Annotated in this window: 22 protein-coding genes; 15 read left to right on the top strand and 7 right to left on the bottom strand. The window is 67.5% G+C overall.

Features of this window, described 5'->3' with window-relative positions; translation table 11 throughout:
* Positions 1-468 precede the first annotated feature (468 nt).
* Positions 469-1,020, bottom strand: coding sequence for a hypothetical protein (locus AGI3411_RS27340; RefSeq protein ID WP_129530508.1), 552 nt, complete (start codon positions 1,018-1,020; stop codon positions 469-471).
* Complete coding sequence (locus AGI3411_RS27345) at positions 1,020-1,955, bottom strand: LysR family transcriptional regulator (protein ID WP_129530456.1); 936 nt, start codon at positions 1,953-1,955, stop codon at positions 1,020-1,022. The genes AGI3411_RS27340 and AGI3411_RS27345 overlap by 1 nt, the downstream gene beginning before the upstream one ends.
* 171 nt (positions 1,956-2,126) lie before the next feature.
* Between AGI3411_RS27345 and gtdA the strand changes: the two genes are divergently transcribed.
* The 14 genes from gtdA to AGI3411_RS27415 all read left to right on the top strand — a co-directional run bounded on the left by gtdA (position 2,127) and on the right by AGI3411_RS27415 (position 15,677).
* Positions 2,127-3,179, top strand: coding sequence for a gentisate 1,2-dioxygenase (gtdA, locus tag AGI3411_RS27350; RefSeq protein WP_129530457.1), 1,053 nt, complete (start codon positions 2,127-2,129; stop codon positions 3,177-3,179).
* A gap of 85 nt (positions 3,180-3,264) precedes the next feature.
* Complete coding sequence (locus AGI3411_RS27355) at positions 3,265-3,963, top strand: fumarylacetoacetate hydrolase family protein (RefSeq protein ID WP_129530458.1); 699 nt, start codon at positions 3,265-3,267, stop codon at positions 3,961-3,963.
* A gap of 2 nt (positions 3,964-3,965) precedes the next feature.
* Positions 3,966-5,225, top strand: a complete 1,260-nt coding sequence (locus AGI3411_RS27360) for a flavin-dependent oxidoreductase (protein ID WP_129530459.1) — start codon at positions 3,966-3,968, stop codon at positions 5,223-5,225.
* A gap of 84 nt (positions 5,226-5,309) precedes the next feature.
* A complete protein-coding gene (locus tag AGI3411_RS27365) occupies positions 5,310-6,278 on the top strand; it encodes a Bug family tripartite tricarboxylate transporter substrate binding protein (protein WP_129530460.1) in 969 nt (322 codons plus the stop codon).
* A 52-nt stretch (positions 6,279-6,330) separates the two neighbouring features.
* A complete protein-coding gene (gene maiA, locus AGI3411_RS27370) occupies positions 6,331-6,969 on the top strand; it encodes a maleylacetoacetate isomerase (protein WP_129530461.1) in 639 nt (212 codons plus the stop codon).
* Positions 6,966-7,349 (top strand): chorismate mutase, encoded by a 384-nt coding sequence (locus AGI3411_RS27375; protein WP_129530462.1) that lies wholly within the window; start codon positions 6,966-6,968, stop codon positions 7,347-7,349. Before maiA ends, AGI3411_RS27375 begins: the two co-directional genes overlap by 4 nt.
* Positions 7,342-8,355 (top strand): Bug family tripartite tricarboxylate transporter substrate binding protein, encoded by a 1,014-nt coding sequence (locus tag AGI3411_RS27380; protein ID WP_129530463.1) that lies wholly within the window; start codon positions 7,342-7,344, stop codon positions 8,353-8,355. Before AGI3411_RS27375 ends, AGI3411_RS27380 begins: the two co-directional genes overlap by 8 nt.
* Positions 8,356-8,398: 43 nt before the next feature.
* Complete coding sequence (locus AGI3411_RS27385) at positions 8,399-9,751, top strand: FAD-dependent oxidoreductase (RefSeq protein ID WP_129530464.1); 1,353 nt, start codon at positions 8,399-8,401, stop codon at positions 9,749-9,751.
* An 18-nt stretch (positions 9,752-9,769) separates the two neighbouring features.
* The gene (locus AGI3411_RS27390) at positions 9,770-10,978 is read left to right on the top strand and encodes a 3-hydroxybenzoate 6-monooxygenase (RefSeq protein WP_129530465.1); all 1,209 of its coding nucleotides are present in this window, start codon (positions 9,770-9,772) and stop codon (positions 10,976-10,978) included.
* Between the two features lie 182 nt (positions 10,979-11,160).
* On the top strand, positions 11,161-12,336 hold the full coding sequence (locus tag AGI3411_RS27395; protein ID WP_129530466.1) for an ABC transporter substrate-binding protein: 1,176 nt from the start codon (positions 11,161-11,163) through the stop codon (positions 12,334-12,336).
* Between the two features lie 9 nt (positions 12,337-12,345).
* On the top strand, positions 12,346-13,260 hold the full coding sequence (locus AGI3411_RS27400; RefSeq protein ID WP_129530467.1) for a branched-chain amino acid ABC transporter permease: 915 nt from the start codon (positions 12,346-12,348) through the stop codon (positions 13,258-13,260).
* An 11-nt stretch (positions 13,261-13,271) separates the two neighbouring features.
* Entirely contained in the window at positions 13,272-14,240 is a 969-nt protein-coding gene (locus AGI3411_RS27405; protein ID WP_129530468.1) for a branched-chain amino acid ABC transporter permease, read from the top strand.
* Positions 14,233-14,985, top strand: coding sequence for an ABC transporter ATP-binding protein (locus AGI3411_RS27410; RefSeq protein ID WP_129530469.1), 753 nt, complete (start codon positions 14,233-14,235; stop codon positions 14,983-14,985). The genes AGI3411_RS27405 and AGI3411_RS27410 overlap by 8 nt, the downstream gene beginning before the upstream one ends.
* Positions 14,985-15,677 carry an ABC transporter ATP-binding protein gene (locus AGI3411_RS27415; protein ID WP_129530470.1) on the top strand — a complete coding sequence of 231 codons (693 nt, stop codon included), beginning with the start codon at positions 14,985-14,987 and terminating at the stop codon, positions 15,675-15,677. Before AGI3411_RS27410 ends, AGI3411_RS27415 begins: the two co-directional genes overlap by 1 nt.
* On the opposite strand, the gene AGI3411_RS27420 is transcribed toward AGI3411_RS27415, so the two are convergent.
* The 4 genes from AGI3411_RS27420 to AGI3411_RS27435 form a co-directional block, all read right to left on the bottom strand.
* Complete coding sequence (locus AGI3411_RS27420; RefSeq protein ID WP_129530509.1) at positions 15,674-16,036, bottom strand: glyoxalase superfamily protein; 363 nt, start codon at positions 16,034-16,036, stop codon at positions 15,674-15,676. The two genes, AGI3411_RS27415 and AGI3411_RS27420, sit on opposite strands and share 4 nt — an antisense overlap.
* A 115-nt stretch (positions 16,037-16,151) precedes the next feature.
* Positions 16,152-17,168 (bottom strand): Bug family tripartite tricarboxylate transporter substrate binding protein, encoded by a 1,017-nt coding sequence (locus AGI3411_RS27425; protein ID WP_129530471.1) that lies wholly within the window; start codon positions 17,166-17,168, stop codon positions 16,152-16,154.
* 290 nt (positions 17,169-17,458) lie between these two features.
* Positions 17,459-18,304: an enoyl-CoA hydratase/isomerase family protein gene (locus AGI3411_RS27430; RefSeq protein WP_129530472.1), complete on the bottom strand. Its 846-nt coding sequence runs from the start codon at positions 18,302-18,304 to the stop codon at positions 17,459-17,461.
* A 13-nt stretch (positions 18,305-18,317) separates the two neighbouring features.
* A complete protein-coding gene (locus AGI3411_RS27435; RefSeq protein ID WP_129530473.1) occupies positions 18,318-19,538 on the bottom strand; it encodes a CaiB/BaiF CoA transferase family protein in 1,221 nt (406 codons plus the stop codon).
* A gap of 95 nt (positions 19,539-19,633) precedes the next feature.
* Between AGI3411_RS27435 and AGI3411_RS27440 the strand changes: the two genes are divergently transcribed.
* Positions 19,634-20,482: a LysR family transcriptional regulator gene (locus AGI3411_RS27440; protein ID WP_129530474.1), complete on the top strand. Its 849-nt coding sequence runs from the start codon at positions 19,634-19,636 to the stop codon at positions 20,480-20,482.
* Positions 20,483-20,505: 23 nt separating this feature from the next.
* On the opposite strand, the gene AGI3411_RS27445 is transcribed toward AGI3411_RS27440, so the two are convergent.
* Positions 20,506-21,480, bottom strand: coding sequence for a Bug family tripartite tricarboxylate transporter substrate binding protein (locus AGI3411_RS27445; RefSeq protein ID WP_129530475.1), 975 nt, complete (start codon positions 21,478-21,480; stop codon positions 20,506-20,508).
* Between the last annotated feature and the right edge of the window lie 23 nt (positions 21,481-21,503).

Raw genomic sequence — 21,503 nt, forward strand, 5'->3', positions numbered from 1 at the left:
CCCGGGTGTCTGACACCGAGAAGGATGCCATTGCCGCAGATGCGTGTCAGACACCCGGGAAGCACCGCTCTGGTTCGCACCGGCGTCCCGTAAGGGTGTCTGACACTGGCCATGCACAGTGTCTGACACCCTTACGGCAGAGCGCGACGAACTTGAAGTCACCGCCCCGGGTGTCTGACACCGAGAAGGATGCCATTGCCGCAAATGCGTGTCAGACACCCGGGAAGCACCGCTCTGGTTCGCACCGGCATCCCGTAAGGGTGTCAGACACTGGCCATGCACAGTGTCTGACACCCTTACGGCAGAGCGCGACGAACTTGAAGTCACCGCCCCGGGTGTCTGACACCGAGAAGGATGCCATTGCCGCAGATGCGTGTCAGACACCCGGGAAGCACCGCTCTGGTTCGTACCGGCATCCCGTAAGGGTGTCAGACACTGAGACGGCTGGCATTTCAAAGCCCCGTCCCATCACTTCCCCCGCTCCCGCTCCATGTACCGCCGCGCCATCTGGTACCCGGCAAACACATAGAACCCATTACTGTTCATCACCAGCCAGGCCCCCAGCCCCGCCAACAGCGCCACCACAGGCCCCACGGCCCGCATGTCGCCCTGAGTCCAGGCGATGACGCCCAGGATGCCGACAGCGACCAGGCCCAGGGCCAGGCGTTTCAGCACCACCAGGCCGAAGGCGTGCCCGCCCATGAACGAGACCACGCCGATCGCCAGCGCCAGCGCCATGCCGGCGCAGACCAGCACCAGCGCGAAGGCCGCCAGCGCCGACCCTGCGTCCCGCAGCAGCAGGTCCAGCGCCCCGATACCCACGCCCAACCCACCCATCATCACCAGCACGGCCAGCACCAGGGGCGACCACATGCCGGCCGGCGCGCGGCGCGCGTCCATGGCGGCCACGAAGCGGTGCATCGCCGCCGACGCGGACGGCTCATCCTGCCCGGGCAGCGCGGCCTCCAGCTTGCGGCATTGCGCGATCAGCGCGTTCAGGCCCGCGCCCGGCGTATCCATCACGCCCTCGCCGCGCCCGGGGCATGTTCCGCGACCGTATTGCGCAGGGCCGTCATGGCCTCCTGCACGGCGACCGGGCGGAAGGGATCCTCGCGCCAGTACATGGCCACCGAGCCGAACCCGGACAGCCGCACGGGAATGACACGCATAGCGCGCATCTGCGAAAAGCGAAGCGCGGCGCGATGCGAGGCGACGCCGATCATGTCGCTGTTGTTGATCAACGTGAGATTGACCGTCACGGAGTTGGACTCCACGTGGTCGGGCGGGGGCGCCTGCCCCGCCGCCGCCAGGGCCGCATCCACCGCGTTGCGGATGGGCGTACCCTTGGGCCAGAGGATCCAGCGATAGGACAGCAGGTCCTGCCAGGACGGCTGCTCCACCGCGAACAGGGGATGCCGGGGCCGAGCCACCAGGTGGATGGGCTCCAGGTACAGGGCCTCGAAGCGGATGGCGGGATCGTGGTGCTCGGGCGCCGAGCGGCCCACCACGATGTCCAGGTCGCCCTGGGCCAGCTGCGCCAGCAGATGGTCGGTGGTGCCCTCGACCAGCTTCACGCGCGCCTGGGGCATGCGCTCCAGCAGCTTCATCACCGCCAGCGGCACCGTGTCCGAAGCCGACGCGCCCGACGCGCCGATCACCACCCTGCCGCCCCCGCCTTCGCGCAGCGCCGCCATGTCCGCGCTGGCGCGGTCCAGCTGCGCCTCGACGCGCTGGGCATGGGCGATCAGCACATCGCCGTGCGGCGTCGGCCGCAAGCCGCGCGCGTGGCGCTCGAACAGCGGCAACCCGATGTCGTCTTCCAGATCCTTCAGCCACTTGGACAAGCCCGGCTGCGTGGTGTTGAGCATCGCCGCCGAGTGGCTGATGTTGCGGGTCTGGGCCAGGCTGAGCAGCATTTTCAGATTGCGCAGGCGCAATCGATGAGTCCAGTCCATACAGCCCTCATTTGTCTCGTATGTATATTCTTATTGATATGGATAATAAGATAATTTCATTTCAAAACACATAGCTGCTTTCGCATAATCGTCTCCACAACAGGATCAGCCGCGAACCACGCGGCGGCCACCCGCAGAAGCCGGCGCCAGCCGGACATTCCGGAGACAAGCATGCCCGACGGTCCCCTCCCCGACGCCGATCGCGCCGCCTACTACGCGCGCATCGCCAAGAAACACATGGCTCCCCTCTGGGAGTCGCTGCACAACCTGGTGCCGCGCGAACCCGCGCCGCGCTGCGTGCCCGCTCTCTGGAAATACGACGACGTACGCGACGACGTCATGGCCTCCGGCGCGCTCATCAGCGCCGAGGAAGCCGTGCGGCGCGTGCTCATCCTGGAGAACCCCGGCCTGCCCGGCCAGGCCAGCATCACGCAGAGCCTGTACGCCGGCCTGCAGCTGATCCTGCCCGGCGAGATCGCGCCCAGCCATCGCCATACGCAATCGGCGCTGCGCTTCATCGTGGAAGGCCGCGGCGCCTACACCGCCGTCAACGGCGAGCGCACCACTATGCGCCCGGGCGACTTCATCATCACGCCGTCCTGGACCTGGCACGACCACGGCAACGCCGAAACCGCCGAGGGCGGCGAACCGGTGGTGTGGCTCGATGGCCTGGACATCCCCCTGCTGCGCTTCCTGGATGCGGGCTTCGCCGAGAACTACCCGTCGTCCACCCAGCCGGTCACGCGCCCCGAAGGCGACAGCATGGCGCGCTACGGCCACAACATGATGCCGGTGCGCCACCAGGCCGCCAGCGGCACTTCGCCCATCTTCAACTATCCCTACGAGCGCAGCCGCGAGGCGCTGGACCAGCTCTACCGCCACGGCGAACTCGATCCGTGGGATGGCGTAAAGCTGCGCTACCTGAACCCGGCCACCGGCGGCTATCCCATGCCGACCATGGCCACCTTCATGCAGTTCCTGCCGGCCGGCTTCCAGGGCAAGCCCTACCGCAGCACCGACTCCACGGTCTACAGCGTGGTCGAGGGCCGCGGCACAGCGCGCATCGGCGACCAGGAATTCCACTTCAGCCCGCGCGACGTCTTCGTCGCGCCGTCCTGGATGCCGGTGGAACTTGCCGCGCTGGAAGACGCCACGCTGTTCAGCTATTCCGACCGTCCGGTACAGGACGCGCTGGGCACCTGGCGCGAAGCCCGCGTCGGCTGAAAGCTCCCGGCCGCGACTGCGCGCAAGGCGCCCGCCGCAGCCTTTCCGATTCCATTCCGTGCGTGTCCCGCACAAAGGGTGATCCATGTCTTTCGTCTTTGATCCCGCCGCCCCCGTCGCCGTGCCCGTGGCCGGCGGCCGGGACAGCTTTCCCGTGCGCCGCGTCTACTGCGTGGGCCGCAACTACGCCGCCCATGCCAGGGAGATGGGCTTCGACCCCGACCGCGAACCGCCGTTCTTCTTCTGCAAGCCCGCCGACGCCGTGGTGCCCGTGGCCGAAGGCAGCACGCTCTCGCTGCCCTATCCGCCCGAGACGTCCAACCTGCACTACGAAATCGAGCTGGTCGCGGCCATCGGCCGCGGCGGCGCCGACATTCCCGTCGCTCAGGCGCTCGAACACGTCTGGGGCTACGCCGTCGGCCTGGACATGACGCGCCGCGACCTGCAGATGAAGATGCGCGAGGCCGGCCGCCCCTGGGAACTGGGCAAGGCCTTCGACCTGAGCGGCCCCATCGGCCCCCTGCATCCCGCCGCCTCCGTCCAGAACATCGGCAAGGCCGGCATCTGGCTGCAGGTCAACGGCACCAACAAGCAGAAAAGCGACATCGGCAAGCTGATCTGGTCCGTGGCCGAAACGGTCTCCTACCTCTCCAGGTACTTCCGGCTGGAAGCCGGCGACCTGATCTATACAGGCACGCCCGAAGGCGTGGGCCCGGTGGTGCGCGGCGACCGGATGGTCGGCGGCGTCGACGGCCTGGGCACGCTCAGCGTGGAGATGGTGTAGCCATGAAAACAGACACCGATGTGATCATTGTCGGCGCCGGCGTGGGGGGCCTGGTGCTGGCGCTGAGCCTGCACCAGGCCGGCATCGCCTGCCGGGTGTACGAAGCCGTGCGCGAGATCAAGCCGCTGGGCGTGGGGATCAACCTGCTGCCCCACGCCACCCGCGAACTCGACGAGCTGGGCCTCCTGCCCGCCCTGGACAAGATCGCCGTGCGCACGCGCGAGTCGGTGTTCTATACGCGGCATGGCCAGTTCATCTATGGCGAGCCCGCCGGCATCGACGCGGGCTACGACTGGCCGCAGTACTCCATCCATCGCGGCGATCTGCAAATGGCCTTGCTTGCCGCCGTGCGCCAGCGCCTGGGCGACGACAGCGTGGTGGTCGACGCGCGGTGCACGGGCGTGGAGCAGGACGCCGATTCCGTCACGGCGCGCTTCCAGGACAACGACGGCAACGCGCTGCCCCCGGTGCGCGGTCGCATCGCGGTGGGCTGCGACGGCATCCACTCGGTGCTGCGCAAGCAGCTTTACCCCCAGGAAGGCGCGCCCCGCTATTCCGGCGTGAACATGTGGCGCGGCACCACTCGCTGCAAGCCCTTTCTCTCCGGCGCCAGCATGGTGCGCGCCGGCTGGCTGTCCACCGGCAAGATGGTCATCTACCCCATCCGCGACAACATCGACGCCGACGGCAACCAGCTGGTGAACTGGGTGGCCGAGATCGAAGCCGCCCAACCCGCCGTCCGCGACTGGAACCGCAGCGGCAGGCTGGAAGACTTTTTCCCCGCCTTCTCCGGCTGGCACTTCGACTGGCTGGACGTGGCGCGCCTGATCCAGGACGCCGACGCGATCCTGGAATATCCCATGGTGGACCAGGACCCGCTGCCCACCTGGACGCAAGGCCGCATGACACTGCTCGGCGACGCCGCCCATCCCATGGTGCCGCGCGGCTCCAATGGCGCGGGACAGGCCGTGGTCGACGCCCGCTACCTGACCGGCCAGCTCAAGCGCGCCGGTCTGACCGCCGAGGCGCTGCAGGACTACGACCGCGTCCGCGTCGAGGCGACGACGCGCGTCGTCCTGACCAATCGCAGCAACCCGCCCGACGCCATCCTGCGCGAAGCGCACGTGCGTTCGGCGGACAAGCCCTACGCCCGGATCGAAGACGTCATCAGCCGCGAAGAGCTGGAAGGCATATCGCGCCGCTACAAGGAGGTAGCGGGATTCGACCCCGCCGCGCTGAAAGCACGGGCTCCCTACGTGTAGCCCGCGCCCACGGGCAGGCGCGGCCCCAGGCCGCCCGCCCTCAACAAGCCGGCGCCTGACCGGCGACAAGATTGGAGACAAACCATGTGCAAGTTCATACGCATCCTGGCCACGGCGATCCTCGCGCTCGGCGTTGCCGCAAGCCACGCCGCCTCATGGCCTGAGCGCCCCGTCACGCTGGTCGTGCCGTTCACGCCGGGCACGGGTATCGACCTGATCGCCCGCCAGTTGGCGGCCAGCCTGCCCCAGACGCTCGGCCAGCCCGTCGTGGTCGAAAACCTGGCGGGCGCCAGCGGCAATATCGGCACCGAAAAAGTAGCGCGCGCCGCGCCCGACGGCTACACCTTCCTGGTAACGGTGAATACGTTCGTCATGAACAGCAGCCTCTACAAGGGCAAGCTGCGTTTCGATCCGCAGCAGGACTTCGCGCCCGTGGGCCTCACCTCCTGGGGCTCTCTCCTGCTGGTGACGCATCCTTCCAACCCCGCCAACACGGTCGCCGACGTCGTCAAGGCCGCCAAGGCCGCGCCCGGCAAGCTCAGCTACGGAACGCCCGGCGTGGGCACGCCGCACCATCTCTCGATGGCGCTGTTCCTGGACCGCACCGGCGCCTCCATGCTGCACGTTCCCTACAAGGGCACGGCGGGCGCCGTCACCGACATGCTCGGCGGCCGGCTGGACTACATGTTCCTGCCCGTGCACGTGGCGCTGCCGCAAGTGCATGCCGGGAAACTGAAGGTGATCGCCACGGGCAGCCCGAAGCGCCTGCCGCAGCTGCCCGACACGCCCACGCTGACCGAGGCGGGCCTGCAAGGCGCGGACGTGGACATGTGGTACGGCGTGCTGGCGCCCAAAGGCACGCCGCCGGCCATCATCGACCGCATGAACCAGGAGATCAACGCCGTGCTCAAGACGCCCGCCACCGCCGCCGCGTTCGACGCGCAAGGCATGGTTCCCGCCACCTCGTCACCCGCCGAATTCGGGTCCCTCATCGCCCGCGACGCCAAGCGCTGGGACGACATCGTCGCGCGCACCGGCATCACGGCCGAATAGCAGCCCCGGACCGATCCCACCACGGACTACCGTTCTCAACGACGCCCCTTCCATGCAACTCCATAGCTTCTTCAACAGTTCCACTTCCTACCGCGTGCGCATCGCACTGGCGCTCAAGGGCCTGTCCTACGGCTACCTGCCCGTGAACCTGCGCAAGCAAGAGCAGCGCGCCACGGACTACGTGGCCCTGAATCCGTCGGCGGGCGTGCCTCTGCTGGTCGACGGAGACGTCCAACTGTCGCAGTCGCTGGCCATCATCGACTACCTGGACGCCACGCATCCCGAGCCGCGCCTGATCCCCGCGGACACCCTGGCGCGCGCGCGCGTGCTGGAACTGTCCGACGCCATCTCCTGCGACATCCATCCCGTCAACAACATGCGCATCCTGCGCTATCTGCAGGACGTGCTAGGCGCGAGCGATGAACAGAAGAACACCTGGTACCAGCATTGGATCCGGGAAGGCCTGACGGCCGTGGAAGCGCTGCTGGCCCGCCATGGCCACGGCGCTTACTGCTTCGGCGACGCGCCCACCCTGGCGGATTGCTGCCTGGTGCCGCAGGTGGCGAACGCCCTGCGCATGGGCTGCGACCTCTCCGCCTACCCGCGCGTGCTGCGCATCCACGAACACTGCAACGGGCAACCCGCCTTCCAGCAGGCCGCGCCCTCCCAGCAACCGGACTTCGCCCAATGACGAACCAGGAACCCGACGCCCAAGGCGCTCCGCTGCGCGCCTACACCGACCCCTCCTACCGCCCGCTCTGCGCCACGCTGGCCGACGTGCGGGCCAATATCGACCGGCTGGACGACGACATCGTCCGCCTGATCGCCGAACGCGCCATGTACGTTAAGGACGCCGCGCGCTTCAAGCGCGATGCCTTCCAGGTCAGCGCGCCCGCCCGCCAGGCCCAGGTCTTCGAGAAGGCCCGCCGGCTGGCCGAACGCCACAACCAGGGCTTCGCCAACCTGGATCAGGTGGTGGACGCCACTTACCGCGCGATGGTCGCCGCCTTCATCGCCAATGAACAGACCTACTTCAACAGCATGAAAGACCTGGGAGACACCCATGCATGAGTTCTCGACGCCGGCCGCCGCGCAGAAGCTCGCGCGCCGCATCGCGCTCCACGCGATGGCGCTGGGGCTCGCCGCCCTGGCCCCACTGGGCGCGGCGCATGCCGACGCCTGGCCCGCCCAGCCGCTCAAGGCCATTGTGCCGTTCGGCCCGGGTTCCAGCCCCGACCAGGTGGCCCGCATCGTCGGCGAAAAGGCCGGCGCCATCCTGGGCCAGACGATCGTGATCGAGAACAAGCCGGGCGCCAGCGGCAACATCGGCACCTACGCCATCGCCAATGCCAAGCCAGACGGCTATACCTTCGGCGTCTCGATCACGGGTCCGTTGGTCAACAACACCCTGCTGTTCGACAAGCTGCCCTACGCGCCCGCAACCGACCTGTCGCCGCTGACGCTCGCGGTGCACCAGCCCAACGTTCTCGTCGTGCCCGCCACCGCTGGCATCGACAACGTCGGCCAGTTGCTGGGCGCGCTCAAGAAGCATCCCGACAAGTACAACTTCCCGTCGCCGGGCGCGGGCACCGTGTCGCACCTGGCCGTGGAATTGATGCTGCAGCAGATCGGCGCGCACGCCACCCACGTTCCCTACCCCTCGTCGCCCGCCGCGCTGACCTCGCTGCTGTCTGGGGACACGCAGTTCGCCGCGCTTCCGCCGATCGCGGTCATGCCCATGGTGAAAGACGGCCGCCTGAAAGCGCTGGCCGTCACCTCGTCCAAGCGTTCTTCCCTGCTGCCGGACATCCCGACGCTGGCGGAAGTGGGCGTGCCGGGCATCGAGGGCTCCGCGTGGATCGGCTTCGTGATGTCGTCCAAGGTGCCCGCCGATGTCCAGAAAAAACTGTCCGACGCGCTGATCCAGGCCATCCGCGACCCGGAAGTGGCCAAGCGGCTACAGGCCCAGTTCATGGATCCGGTGGGCAGCACGCCGGCCGAATTCCGCGGCTACATGGACGATGAGCTCAAGCGCTGGGAGCCCCTGATCCGCAAGCTGGGCATCAAGGGCCAATAGCGCTGGCGCCAAGCAACCTGTCAGTACAAGCAAGGAGAATCCGATGGTCATCACCGAACCCGCCCGCCAGGTCCCCCTTTACGGCGAATTCGATGTCGTCGTGCTGGGCGGCGGCCCCGCCGGCCTGCTGGCCGCCGCCAGCGCGGCGCGCAACGGCGCCAGCGTGCTGCTGGTGGAGCGCTACGGCTTCCTGGGCGGCATGGGCACGGCGGCGGGGGTGTCCAACTTCTGCGGGCTGCACGCCAATATCCACGGCGATATTCGGCAGGTGGTCCATGGCATGACCGACGAACTGCTGGACCGCATGCGCGCCATGGACGGCCTGAACGACCCGCACCTGATCCTGGGCAAGATCCACGCCCAGGCCTATGACATCTCGGCCTTCAAATGCGCGGCGGACAGCCTGGTGCAGGACAGCGGCGCGCAGGTGCTGTTCCACGCCCTGGCCACGGGCGTCGCGCGCGGCGCGGACGGCCGCGTGGATGCATTGTTCCTGGAAACCAAGTCCGGCCGCTGCGCCGTGCGCGCGCGCCTCTTCATCGATTGCTCGGGCGACGCCGACATCGCCCAATGGGGCGGCCTGCCCTTCGAGAAAGGCGACGAGCGTGGCCACATGCTCTACCCCACGCTGATGTTCAAGGTGGGCAACGTGGACGGCGCGCGCGCCCAGGAGGCGTGGAAGACCATCCCGCAGCTGATGGACCAGGCCGCAGCCAGCGGCGAGTTCACTTTCCCGCGCCGCGGCGCCATCGTGCGCCCGCAAAAGCACGACTATGAATGGCGGGTCAACGTGACGCAGCTGGCCAACGCCGACGGCAGCGCGGCGGACGGCACCGACGCTGGTTCGCTGTCTGCCGGCGAACTGGAGGGCCGCCGCCAGATCGTGCAATACCTGGCCTTCCTGCGCGCCAAGGTGCCGGGATTCGAGAATGCCTATGTGCTGGACATCGCCCCCCAGCTGGGGATCCGCGAAACCCGCCGCATCGTGGGCGAAGCCGTGCTGACCCGGGAGGACGTGCTCGGCTGCGCCGATTTCGAGGACAGCATCGGCGTCAACGGCTGGCCCCTGGAGATGCATACCGCCGGCGACGTGCAATGGGTCTGGCCGCCCATTCCGCAATCGCGCGGCTACAACCAGCTGCCCTTCCGCATGATGGTGCCCCGGCGCGGCGCCGGCGTGGCGGACAACGTGCTGGTGGCCGGACGCTGCGCGTCCATGACACACGAAGGCCAGTCCGCCGCCCGCGTCAGCGGCAGCTGCTTCGTGATGGGCGAAGCCGCGGGCACCGCATCCGCAATGGCGCTGCAGGCCGGCATCCCGCCGGCCGATGTTTCCATCCCCGCCTTGCAGGCGCAGTTGCGCCGGCAAGGCGCATTCCTGGGCGGCCGGGACTGAACGGCGCGGAGGCCGGATATGAACGCAACGCAACAATCGACGTCCACCGGGCAATCGATCATCGTGGTGGGCGGCGGCATCGGCGGCCTGGCCGCCGCGCTGGCGCTGACCCGCCAGGGGATCGCGGTGCAGCTGCTGGAGCAGGCCGCGCACATCGGCGAGATCGGCGCCGGCATTCAGCTCGGGCCCAATGCCTTCGCGGCGCTGGACGCCCTGGGCGTAGGCCCGGCGGCGCGAGAACGCGCCGTATTCACCGACCACATCATCATGATGGACGCCGTGGACGCCCGGGAAGTTGTGCGCATCGACACGGGCGACGCCTTCCGCCAACGCTTCGGCGGCCCCTACGCCGTCATCCACCGCGCCGACATCCACCTTTCGATCCTCGAAGCGGTGCAACAGAATCCGCTGATCAGCTTCCGCACGTCCACGCAGATCGCCGCAATGTCGCAGGACGGCAAGGGCGTGGAAGTCGTGGACACGCAGGGCAACCGCTACCGCGCCGACGCGGTGGTAGGCGCGGACGGCGTGAAATCCGTGATCCGCGAGCGCATGGTGGGTGATCCAGCGCGGGTGACGGGCCACGTCGTGTACCGCGCCGTGGTCGAACGCGAGAACATGCCGGAGGAATTGCGCATCAACGCTCCCGTGCTGTGGGCGGGTCCGCACTGCCATCTGGTGCATTACCCCTTGCGTGGCGGCCAGCAATACAACCTTGTGGTGACCTTCCATAGCCGCGAACAGGAAGAATGGGGGGTGCGCGAAGGCAGCAAAGAAGAAGTGCTGTCTTACTTCGAAGGCATCCACCCGCGCCCGCACCAGATGCTGGACCGCCCCACCTCCTGGAAGCGCTGGGCCACCGCCGACCGCGAGCCCGTGGAGCGCTGGGGCCAGGGCCGCGTCACCATCCTGGGCGACGCCGCGCACCCCATGACGCAATACATGGCCCAGGGCGCCTGCATGGCGCTGGAGGACGCGGTAACGCTGGGCGAAGCCGTCCGGCAGAGCGGGCATGACCTGGAAGCCGCCTTCCGCCGCTACGAATCGGTCCGCATCCCGCGCAGCGCGCGCGTGGTCTGGTCCACGCGGGAAATGGGCAGGCTTTATCACGCGTGGGGCGTCGAACGCACCGTGCGCAACATGCTGTGGACGGGCCGCAGCCAGTCCCAGTTTTACGACGCGTTGCAGTGGCTGTACGGGTGGAAAGTGGAAAACTGCCTAGAGTAAGGACGGCCCCCACGCCGCGCACGCTAGCGTGCTTGCTGCCCCCCGGGGGGGGCGCTTTTTGCCTTGGGGCGGCCCGGCGGCAAAAAGGGGCCCCCACGCCGCGCCGGCTTGCCGCCCCAGGAAGTACTTTTTCGTTGAAGCAGTCGAGTAGCAGAAAAATATCAACACAGGAGAAGACAGCCATGAAGAAGACCCTCAGCGGCGGAACCGCCGCCCTCGCACTGGCACTGGCCTCGTTCACGGCCGGCGCGCAGCCCAAGCCCGTGGACATCGGTTTCATCGGCACGCTGTCCACGCCCGCCGGCTACATCGGCGAAGACGAACGCGATGCCTTCATGCTGGCGGTGAAGGAAGGCGGCGGCAAGCTCGGCGGCGTGCCGGTCAACGTGCGGGTCGAGGACGACGCGCTCAAGCCTGCCAATGCCAAGCAGATCGCCGACAAGATGGTGCAGGGCGGCGTGCGCCTGTTCACCGGCATCAATTTCTCGAACGTGATGGCCGCGGTCGGCCCGACCGTGCTGAACGCCGGCGCCTTCTACGTGAGCCTGAACGCCGGCCCCTCCAACTACGCCGGCAAGGCCTGCAACCAGAACTACTTCTCCGTCGCGTTCCAGAACGATTCCTACGCCGACACCGCCGGCATGGCGGCCAACGAGCTCGGCGCCAAGCGCGTCGTCATCATGGCGCCCAACTACCAGGCAGGACGCGACGCGGTCGCCGGCTTCAAGCGCACCTACAAGGGCGAAATCGCCGACGAGATCTACACCAAGCTGGAGCAGGCGGACTTCTCGGTCGAACTGGCGCGCATCCGCTCGCTCAATCCCGACGCGATTTTCCAGTTCCATCCGGGCGGCGCGGGCATCAACCTGACGAAGCAATTCGCCAACTCCGGGCTGGCCGGCCAGATCAAGATGATCACGCCCATCTACTCGATGGACGACCGAATGCTCGCCGCCACCGGCACGGCGGGCGCGGGCTTCTACCTGAGCTCGCTGTGGAGCGCCGACCTGGACAATCCGCAAAGCAAGCACTTCGTGGAAGCCTTCACCAAGGCCTACAAGCGCGCGCCGACCGCCTATGCCGCGCAGGCCTACGACACCGCCAATCTCATCGCCTCCGGCCTGAAAGCGGTCAATGGCGACATCACCGGCCGCGCCGACGACTTCCGGGCCGCGCTGCGGCGCGCCGACTTCCCCAGCGTGCGGGGCAAGTTCAAGTTCGGCCCCAACCAGCACCCCATCCAGGACTGGTACCTGTTGCACATCGAAGCCGGCCCGGACGGCAAGCTGGCTTACAAGAACCTCAAGGTCATCGCCCGCGACCACACCGACGTGCACGCGGCGGATTGCAAGATGTAGGGGATTCCCATGCTGATGTTCCTGGAGCAGGTCCTGAACGGCCTGCAATACAGCGCCCTGCTGTTCCTGCTGTCGGCCGGCTTGACGCTCGTGTTCGGCATCATGAACGTCATCAACCTGACGCACGGCTCGTTCTACATGGTGGGCGCGTTCTGCGCCGCCAGCGCGGCGGCCGCCACCGGGTCGTTCGCCGCGGCCGTGCTGGCGGCGCTTGCCGGCGCGGCGCTGTATGGCCTGGTGGTGGAGTTGCTGGTCATACGCCACCTGTACCGCCGCGACCACCTGGACCAGGTGCTGGCCACGCTGGGCCTGACGCTGTTCACCAACGAGCTGGTCACGGTGCTGTTCGGCCGCAGCCCGCCCTTCATGGATATCCCGCCGTTCTTGTCGGGATCCGTGAGGCTGCTGCCCGGCCTGAACTACCCGGTGATGCGGCTCGCCTTCATCGGCGCGGGCGTGCTGGTGGCGGTCGGGCTCTGGCTGCTGATTTCGCGCACGCGCGTGGGCATGCTGGTGCGCGCCGGCGCGGACGACGGCGAGATGGTCGACGCGCTGGGCGTCAACATCCAGCGCCTGTTCACGCTGATCTTCACGCTCGGCGCTCTGCTCTGCGGATTCGCCGGCGTCATGGCGGCGCCGCTGCTGGCGGTGGAGATCGGCATGGGCGAGCGCATCCTGATCACCACCTTCGTCGTCATCGTGGTGGGCGGCGTGGGCTCGGTGCGCGGCGCGCTGGCGGGCTCGCTCATGATCGGCATGACCGACGCGCTGGGGCGCGCCTACATCCCGTTCTGGATGTCGCGGCTGTTGCCGCCCGAACTGTCGGATTCCGCCAGTTCCAGCCTGGTGTCGGCCAGCATCTACATCCTGATGGCCGTCGTGCTGCTGTTCAGGCCGCGGGGCCTCGTGCCCGCGCAGCGTTAGGAACGATATCCATGACACGAAAATTGATCGTCAACGCGATCGGGTTCCTGCTGTTCGCCCTGGTGCCGGCCATCGCGTCGGCCACGGGCGAGACCTTTCTGGTCAACCTGATGACCCGCTTCCTCATCTACGCGATCGCGGCGATCAGCCTGGACCTGATCCTGGGCTACGGCGCCATGGTCAGCTTCGGCCACGCCGCCTTCTTCGGCCTGGGCGGATATGTCATCGGCATTGCCGGTTTCCACCTGAGCCAGGGCGACACGCTGTTCGGCTGGGGCGGCAGCAACGCCGCGCTGGCGATGTGGCCGCTGGCCATTGCCGTGGCAGCGCTGGCCGGGCTGCTGGTGGGTTTTCTGTCGCTGCGCACCACGGGCGTGCAGTTCATCATGATCACGCTGGCGTTCGGGCAGATGCTGTACTTCATCCTCGTCGGCCTGATGGTCTACGGCGGTGACGATGGCCTCTCGATCGACGCGCGCAACACGCTGCCCGGCCTGGACATGAACCACCCCGCCACCTTCTACTACGTGTGCCTGGCGCTCATGACGGCGTGGGCTCTGACCTGCCGCCGCATCGTCGATTCGCCGTTCGGCATGGCGCTGCAAAGCATCAAGCAGAACCCCCGCCGCAGCATCGGCCTGGGCCTGGCGCCGCTGCGCTACCGCCTGACCGCCTTCGTGCTGTCGGCGGCCGGCACGGGACTGGCCGGCGCGCTGTGGGCGAACTACGCGCTCTTCGTCAGCCCGGACATGTCGTCGTGGCAGAAATCCGGCGAACTGATGGCCATGGTCATCCTGGGCGGCATGGGCTCGATCTTCGGACCGGTGCTGGGCGTGGCCGTGTATCTCGGTCTGGAACAGGTCGCCACTGCCTGGACGGAGCACTGGATGCTCATCCTGGGCCCGGTGCTGGTGCTGGTGGTGCTGTTCGGCAAGCGCGGGGTCTACGGCTGGCTCGCGGGAGGGAAGCACCATGGCTGACCAGCGCAAACTGGAAATCCGCGATCTGCAGAAGCGCTTCGGCGCCGTGCACGCCACGCAGGGCGTCAACCTGGCCGTCAGGCCCGGCGAACTGCACGCGCTCATCGGCCCCAACGGCGCCGGCAAGACCACGCTGCTGTCGCAGATCAGCGGCGAGATCCTGCCGGACGCCGGCAGCATCCTGCTCGACGGCCGCGACATCACCCGCATGCCCGCATACAAGCGGCCCGCGGCGGGGCTGGCCCGCTCGTTCCAGATCAGCCAGCTCTACCCCGGTTTCACCGCGGAAGACAACGTCGCCATGGCCGTGCAGGCGCACAGCCCCGGCGGCTTCAACCTGTGGAAGAATGCCCGCCGCCTGCCGCAGTTGCGCGAGCCCGCCCGCCAGGCGCTGGAGCGCGTCGGCCTGGGCGGCCGCGGCGACGTGCAGGTGTCCGCCCTGGCGCATGGCGAAAAGCGGCAGCTGGAGCTGGCGATGGCACTGTCGCTGGACGCGTCCCTGCTGCTGCTGGACGAACCCATGGCCGGCATGGGCGCCGAAGAATCGCAGCGCATGACGGCGCTGCTGCAGGAACTCAAGGGCCGCTACGCCATCCTGCTGGTCGAGCACGACATGGACGCGGTCTTCGCGCTGGCCGACCGCATTACGGTGCTGGTCTACGGCAAGACGATCTTCACCGGCACCCCCGACGAGGTGCGCCGCCATCCCGACGTGCGCGCCGCCTATCTGGGCGAGGAGGAATGATGCTGCAAATCAAGGCATTGCAGGCCGGCTATGGCGCCAGCAAAGTGCTGTTCGGCGTAGACCTCGACATTGCGCCGCGCCAGGTCGTGTCCCTGATCGGCCGCAACGGCATGGGCAAGAGCACCACCGTCAAGACGCTCATGGGCATGCTGCCGGCGCAGAGCGGCAGCATCCTCCTGGACGGCAAGCCCATCGCCGGCCTGCCCCCGCACCGCATCGCGCAGCTGGGCATCGGACTGGTGCCCGAAGGCCGCCGCGTGTTCGGTTCGCTGTCGGTGGAGGAAAACCTCGTCGCCACCGCCCGCAACACGCGGGCGGGCTGGAACCTGGCGCGCGTATTCGAGCTGTTCCCGCGCCTGAAGGAGCGCCGCTCGCAATCCGCCCGCACATTGTCCGGCGGCGAACAGCAGATGCTGGCCGTGGGCCGGGCACTCCTCATCAATCCGCGCCTGCTCGTCCTGGACGAAGCCACCGAGGGTCTGGCGCCCTTGATCCGGCAGGAAATCTGGAACTGCCTGCGCCGCCTGAAGGAGGAAGGACAGACCATCCTGGTGATCGACAAGAACCTGAAAGAGATGGCCACGCTGGTGGACCGCCATCACGTGCTGGAAAAAGGCCGCGTCGTGTGGCTGGGCAGCCCCGCCGAACTCAGCGCGCAGCCGGAATTGGCGCAGCGGTATCTGGGTGTCTAGTCTTCCGGTTCGCAGAAGCTGAGGCGGTTGCCGAACGGATCCAGCACCGCCATCACGCGGCCCCAGGGCATGTCTTCCACGCCGGGCCGCATATAGCCGTAGCCCTTGGCGTTCACCTCGGCGTGGAAGGCATCGACGCCCCGCATCCGCACGAACACCGCCGACCCGGGCGTGGCGTCGCCATGATGCTCGCTCAGATGCAGCACCAGATCGCCGCGGTGCACCTGCGCGTACAGCGGCATGCCCGCTTCGTAGCGGTGTTCCCAGTCCCACTCGAAGCCCAGGAAATCCAGATAGAACTCCCGCGCCTTCTCCACCGAGAAGATGCGCAGGATGGGGATGGCGGCGGAGAATTGCATGGCGGCCTCGTGGCGGAAGGGATTCGCCAGCATAGGCCATCGGCCGCGCGAACGAAGGTGGCGGACAAAAAAAAGGCGGCCCGCCTTGCGGCGGCCGCCCGTGGAGCGACAGCGCTTAATTCAAGCTGGCGCCGGAGATCTTCACGATTTCCTGGTACTTCGCCTTCTCGCCCTTGACGAACTCGGCGAAAGCCTCGGGCGTCATCGGCGCCGCTTCCGAACCCATCGTCAGCAGGCGCTGCTTCACGTCGGGTTGCTGCATCGCGTCCGAGTAGGCCTTGTTCAGCTTGGCGACCACCGGAGCGGGCGTGCCGCCCGTGGTGAACACGCCGAACCAGGTGCCCAGGTCGAAGCCCTTGATGCCCGATTCCTCGACCGTCGGCACGTTGGCCAGCAGCGAGGAACGCTTGGCGGTGGTGACGGCCAGCGCCTTCACCTTGCCGTCCTTGATCAGCGGAGCCGAGGCCGCCAGGTTGTCGAACATGAAGTCCGACTGGCCCGACAGCAGCGCCAGCTGGGCGGGAGCGGCGCCCTGGTAGGGGATGTGCTCGACCTTGATGTCGGCCCGCGCCTTCAGCAGTTCGCCCGACAGATGGCCGGCGCTGCCGTTCCCACCCGAACCGTAGTTCAGCTTGCCGGGGTTCTTCTTCGCGTAATCGATCAGGTCGGACAGCTTTTCGATCTTGTTCTTCTCGGCGAACTCGACGTTCATCACCAGCACGTTGGGCACCGAGGCCACGATCGTGACCGGCGCGAAGTCCTTCACCGGGTCGTACGGCAGGTTGGCGAACAGCCAGGGGTTGATCGCGTGGGTCGCGACTGCGCCCATCACCAGCGTATAGCCGTCGGCCGGCGCCTTCGCCACGAGGTCGGCCCCGATATTGCCGCCCGCGCCCGAGCGGTTTTCCACGATGACGGGCTGGCCCAGGGAACCGCGCACCTTCTCGGCCAGCATGCGGGCCATGGTGTCCAGCGGGCCGCCGGGCGGGTAAGGCACGACGAAGCGCAGCGGCTTGGTCGGGAAATCAGTGGCTTGCGCCAGGGCAGGCGCGCCGAAAGGCAGGGTTGCGGCCAGCGCAACGGCGCCTTGCAGCAGGGCGCGGCGCATGGCGCTGCGGGGGGTAGGCTTCATGTGGTGTTCTCCTCGCTCGTATCAATAGCGGTCAGTAGCATACCGCAGGGCGGGCAAGAGCGTAACAAAGAGAAACCAGGAAAATCCTCCGCTGCTTGTGTCTGACACCCAGGGGAGTTGAGTTCCCAAGCTTTATCGATACCCCAGAGGGTGTCTGACACGAACCGAGCTGCGGCAACCGGGACAATGGGTGTCTGACACCCGGGAAACGCCGGCTCAATTCGTGCCACCGTCTCGTAAGGGTGTCAGACACGGGCGGCTGGGGGGTGTCAGACACGGGCGGCCGGGCCCTAAGAAACGGCGTCCCAATCCGGCCGCCGCTTGGCCTTGGCTGCCGCGACGCCCTCGATCGCCTCGGTGCGCAACTGGCTGGCGAAGGAACGCGATGCCGAATCCAGATAAGCCCCCAGCTCCTCCTCGTGCCAGCGCTGCTGGCCAAACAGCCCTCGCAGCATATGCTTGGTCTGTCCGGCAGCGCGCGGCGCGGCATCCACACAGCGCCGCAGCAGGCCGGCGACCCCATCCTCCCAGTCCTGGCCGGCATCGAACACATAATCCAGCAAGCCGATGGCGCGCGCCGCGTCAGCGTCTATCCGTTCGCCGGTCAGCATCATCCGCCGGGCAGCCTGCAGCCCGATGCGGGCAGCGACGAAGGGCAGAATTTGCGCTGGCACCAATCCGATCGATACTTCGGGAAAGCCAAAACGCGAGCCACGCGAACCGGCGGCCAGGTCGGCCGCGCAGACCAGGCCGGCGCCGCCGCCCATGGCGGCCCCCTGCGCCAGCACCACGGTGATCTTGGGGCTGCCGGCGAAACGCTCAAGGAACCTTCCATAGCGCCGGTTGCCCATGGCGACCGGATCCTGGCCGTCGGCCTCCGGCTGCGCGGCGATCCGGTCCGCGATATTGCCCAGATTGCCGCCCGCGCTGAACGCCGGCCCGGCCGCGCTGACGGCCAGCACCCTCACGGTGACGTCGGACTCAGCTTGGCTCAGCGCGTCTTCCAGACGCTCGACCATTTCCGCGCCCAGTGGATTGCGCGTCTCGGGCCGATTCAGGACGACGTGGAAAACCGCGCCGTCCCGGCGAGTCAGCAGCGGCGCATCCGCCGCGTCGTTAGATTGCGCCAGATTCATGGTTACCGCTCCTTCAGTGCGCCGCAGCGGCCGGAGCCGCCAGTTGAATAATCCCTTCCTGCGCCAGCGCGATGATGTCGCCCGGCGAGTAATCCAGTTCCAGAAGCACCGCCTGCGTATCCTCGCCCACCGCAGGCACGCGCCCGTCGGCAGGTCCGCTCGCGGAATGCGCCCCCGGCAGACCGACGAACGGCACATCGCCCAGGCCGGGCTGACTCAGCGTCTGCACCAGGCCCAGGTGCCGCACCTGTTCGTCCTCCTGGAATTGGTCGTAATCCTTGACTTCGCCATACAGGATGTCGTTCTCGCGGAAGCGATTCGTCCAATATGCGGTAGGGCGCGAGCGCAGGGCCTGCGCCACCCCTTTGTTGATCTCCTCGCCTACCTGTATGCGGTGCTGCGGCGTGTCCATGCGCGGATCCGCCAGCCAGTCGCTCCGCCCGATCACCCGGCAGATCGCCGCGAACATCGCATTGTTCATGGCGAACACCAGCACATAGCCGTCCGCCGTGCTGAAGATCCCCTGCGGATACGTGACGCTGGTGGCGGGCTCTCCCCGGCGCAATGCATGGTCGATCAACGAGCTGTTCTGCAATGCAGCCATGGTGGCCAGCAAGCTGACGTCGATGTGTGCGCCCGAACGCCCGCGTTCGCGAGCGAACAGCGCCCCTCCGATTGCATTGGCGGTGTAGACGCCACAGGACAGGTCGCCGATGAACGGCTTTACCCGCTGGGGCAACCCCGCGCCATCGCAATTGGCGGTGGTCAGGCCTGTCAACGCCTGCACGACGGAGTCGGTGCCTGGACGGTCGACATAAGGACCCGACAGGCCAAACCCCGAGATCGACGCGTACACCAGGCGCGGATTGATTTCGCGCAGCGCGGCATAACCCACGCCCAGCCGGTCGGCCACGCCGGGGCGGAAGCTTTGCACCACCACGTCGGCCCGCGCCGCCAGCCGATGCAGGACCTCACGGCCGGAGTCGGCCTGGGCATCCAGCGCGAGGCTGCGTTTGCCCCGATTGAAGGCCAGGGCGATCGCGCTGAATCCTTCGCGCGGCACGCCCATCGTCCGTCCCCAGTCGCCGTGGAACGGTTCTACCTTCGTCACCTGCGCGCCCATCTGGCCCAGGATCTGCGCGCAATACGGCCCCGCGATGCCCTGCGACAGATCAAGCACGCGCAGGCCGTCATACACGCTGTGCAAGGGATTCGGATCGATAGCGGAATTCACGGTTGTCTCCATGGACTTGGGGAAAGGCTGGGCTTGTGTCCGACGCCCACGGCCCCGGATAATCGTCCGCGTACGCTGGCACACAAGGAACTCTCATGGCGGTGCGCGATCTGGACATAGGTTTGCTCAGGACATTCCTGGCGGTGGCCGACCGCGAGAACTTCGCGGGCGCCGCCGACCAGGTATTCCGCACCCAGGCCGCGGTCTCGCAACAGATGCAGCGGCTCGAGCGGCTGCTGGATTGCAAACTGCTGGTGCGCGTGGGACGGCACAAGCGCCTTACCGAACAAGGCGTGCGCCTGCGCGAATATGCGCGGCGCATGCTTGCGCTGAATGACGAAACCTGCCGCGCAATGAACAAAAGCGTCTTCGACGCGCCGACACGCATAGGCGTATGCGCCGACGCCGTGGACACGATCCTGCCCGACTACCTGGCGCTCTGCGCGCGCACCTATCCCGGCATGCGCATCGAAATTCAGGTCAACCGCAGCCGCTGGCTGGCATCGGCGCTGCGCCGCGGCGACATCGACCTGCTCCTCGAGCTCGAACAATTCGACGAGTTCCCCCGCATCACGTTTCGGACCTCGCCCGTGGTCTGGATTTCGGGCACGCATTTCCATCATCAGCAAAATCTCCCATTGCCTTTGGTGCTGGTGGACTCCCCCTGCGTCTTCCGGCGCATGGCGCTGAACCGCCTGGACCAAGAGAACCGTCCCTGGCGCAATGCCTTCCAGACCCCTACCCTGGCCGGCGTGCGCGCCGCCTTGCGGGCCGGCCTGGGCATTACCCCGCGCACCATCGAGATGCTCACCCCCGGCCTCAAAGTGGTGGGGGAAGAGCTTGGCTTGCCCACCCTGCCCTCCGCCAGCTACCACCTCTACATGCGCGCAGGCGACAATCCGGACGGCGCCCGCAAGCTCAGCGAACTCTTCGTCCCCTCCTGACCCGTCTTCCGGCGCGCCCGCGGCTACCGCTGCTGCATGCCGGCGGCCACAATCACTTTCCCCCACTCCACCGTGTCGCGCTGCTGGATGGCCCGCAGATCCTCGGGCGACCCGGGCTGCGGCAGCAAGGCGCGGTCAGTCAGGAAGCGGCGGCCGTCGGGGTTGTCGAGCGCGCCGTTGATCCACGCCGCCAGCCGCTGCGAAACCGCGGGCGGCGTCGAGGCCGCCGCCCAGATCGCGATCCAGGACGACACATCAAAGCCCGGGTAGCCGAGTTCCGCCACGGTGGGCACGTCCGGAAAGGCGGGCACGCGGGTGGCGGTGGACACCGCCAGGGCGCGGATTTTGCCGGCACGCAATTGGGGAGTGGCGGTTACGGCGTCGCAAAAATAGAAGTCATACTGGCCGCCCAGCAGATCCGTCATGGCCTGGGTGCTGGCGCGATACGGAACATTCACCGCATTGATCCCCGACAGGGCGCGAAAGCGTTCGCCGGCGATGCGTCCGCCGACATTGGCGCTGGCGAAGCTCAGGCTGGCCTTGGACGCCCGCGCGGTAGCAATGAACGCTTGCAGGGTTTCCGCCTTCACGCGCTGCGGGTTGACCACCAGGAAATACGGCGCGGTCGCCAACGTCGTCAACGGGGTGAAGTCGCGCTCGGGGTCGTAAGGCAGCGATTTGTAGATGCTTGCATTGGCCGCATGCGTGGACGGCCCGGACACCAGCAGGTTGTATCCGTCGCCGGATTGCCTCAGAACGTACTCGGCGGCGATATTGCCGTCGGCGCCCGGCCGGTTCTCGATAATGATCGGGCTGCCCACCTTCTCTCGTATCTTGTCCGCGACATAGCGGATGATGGTGTCGGTCGCCCCTCCCGCACCGTACGCCACGGTCACGTGGACCGTCTTGTCCAGCGCCTGTGCGCGGGCTCCGCCGCAAGCCGCCAGCAGCGCGCCGGCCCCGGCCAATTGAATGAATGCCCTGCGGGTCTGTTCCATTTGTAGTCTCCTCCCATCCTTTC

This window comes from Achromobacter agilis (assembly GCF_900496965.1).
GTDB classification, from domain to species: domain Bacteria; phylum Pseudomonadota; class Gammaproteobacteria; order Burkholderiales; family Burkholderiaceae_B; genus Achromobacter; species Achromobacter agilis.

Coding starts and splice junctions, on each gene's coding strand:
- AGI3411_RS27355 (WP_129530458.1), top strand. CDS start 3,265: ATGTCTTTCGTCTTTGATCCCGCCGCCCCCGTCGCCGTGCCCGTGGCC.
- AGI3411_RS27380 (WP_129530463.1), top strand. CDS start 7,342: ATGCATGAGTTCTCGACGCCGGCCGCCGCGCAGAAGCTCGCGCGCCGC.
- AGI3411_RS27410 (WP_129530469.1), top strand. CDS start 14,233: ATGGCTGACCAGCGCAAACTGGAAATCCGCGATCTGCAGAAGCGCTTC.
- AGI3411_RS27375 (WP_129530462.1), top strand. CDS start 6,966: ATGACGAACCAGGAACCCGACGCCCAAGGCGCTCCGCTGCGCGCCTAC.
- AGI3411_RS27445 (WP_129530475.1), bottom strand. CDS start 21,480: ATGGAACAGACCCGCAGGGCATTCATTCAATTGGCCGGGGCCGGCGCG.
- gtdA (WP_129530457.1), top strand. CDS start 2,127: ATGCCCGACGGTCCCCTCCCCGACGCCGATCGCGCCGCCTACTACGCG.
- AGI3411_RS27420 (WP_129530509.1), bottom strand. CDS start 16,036: ATGCAATTCTCCGCCGCCATCCCCATCCTGCGCATCTTCTCGGTGGAG.
- maiA (WP_129530461.1), top strand. CDS start 6,331: ATGCAACTCCATAGCTTCTTCAACAGTTCCACTTCCTACCGCGTGCGC.
- AGI3411_RS27365 (WP_129530460.1), top strand. CDS start 5,310: ATGTGCAAGTTCATACGCATCCTGGCCACGGCGATCCTCGCGCTCGGC.
- AGI3411_RS27390 (WP_129530465.1), top strand. CDS start 9,770: ATGAACGCAACGCAACAATCGACGTCCACCGGGCAATCGATCATCGTG.
- AGI3411_RS27340 (WP_129530508.1), bottom strand. CDS start 1,020: ATGGATACGCCGGGCGCGGGCCTGAACGCGCTGATCGCGCAATGCCGC.
- AGI3411_RS27345 (WP_129530456.1), bottom strand. CDS start 1,955: ATGGACTGGACTCATCGATTGCGCCTGCGCAATCTGAAAATGCTGCTC.
- AGI3411_RS27400 (WP_129530467.1), top strand. CDS start 12,346: ATGCTGATGTTCCTGGAGCAGGTCCTGAACGGCCTGCAATACAGCGCC.
- AGI3411_RS27395 (WP_129530466.1), top strand. CDS start 11,161: ATGAAGAAGACCCTCAGCGGCGGAACCGCCGCCCTCGCACTGGCACTG.
- AGI3411_RS27440 (WP_129530474.1), top strand. CDS start 19,634: ATGGCGGTGCGCGATCTGGACATAGGTTTGCTCAGGACATTCCTGGCG.
- AGI3411_RS27385 (WP_129530464.1), top strand. CDS start 8,399: ATGGTCATCACCGAACCCGCCCGCCAGGTCCCCCTTTACGGCGAATTC.
- AGI3411_RS27425 (WP_129530471.1), bottom strand. CDS start 17,168: ATGAAGCCTACCCCCCGCAGCGCCATGCGCCGCGCCCTGCTGCAAGGC.
- AGI3411_RS27405 (WP_129530468.1), top strand. CDS start 13,272: ATGACACGAAAATTGATCGTCAACGCGATCGGGTTCCTGCTGTTCGCC.
- AGI3411_RS27415 (WP_129530470.1), top strand. CDS start 14,985: ATGCTGCAAATCAAGGCATTGCAGGCCGGCTATGGCGCCAGCAAAGTG.
- AGI3411_RS27360 (WP_129530459.1), top strand. CDS start 3,966: ATGAAAACAGACACCGATGTGATCATTGTCGGCGCCGGCGTGGGGGGC.
- AGI3411_RS27430 (WP_129530472.1), bottom strand. CDS start 18,304: ATGAATCTGGCGCAATCTAACGACGCGGCGGATGCGCCGCTGCTGACT.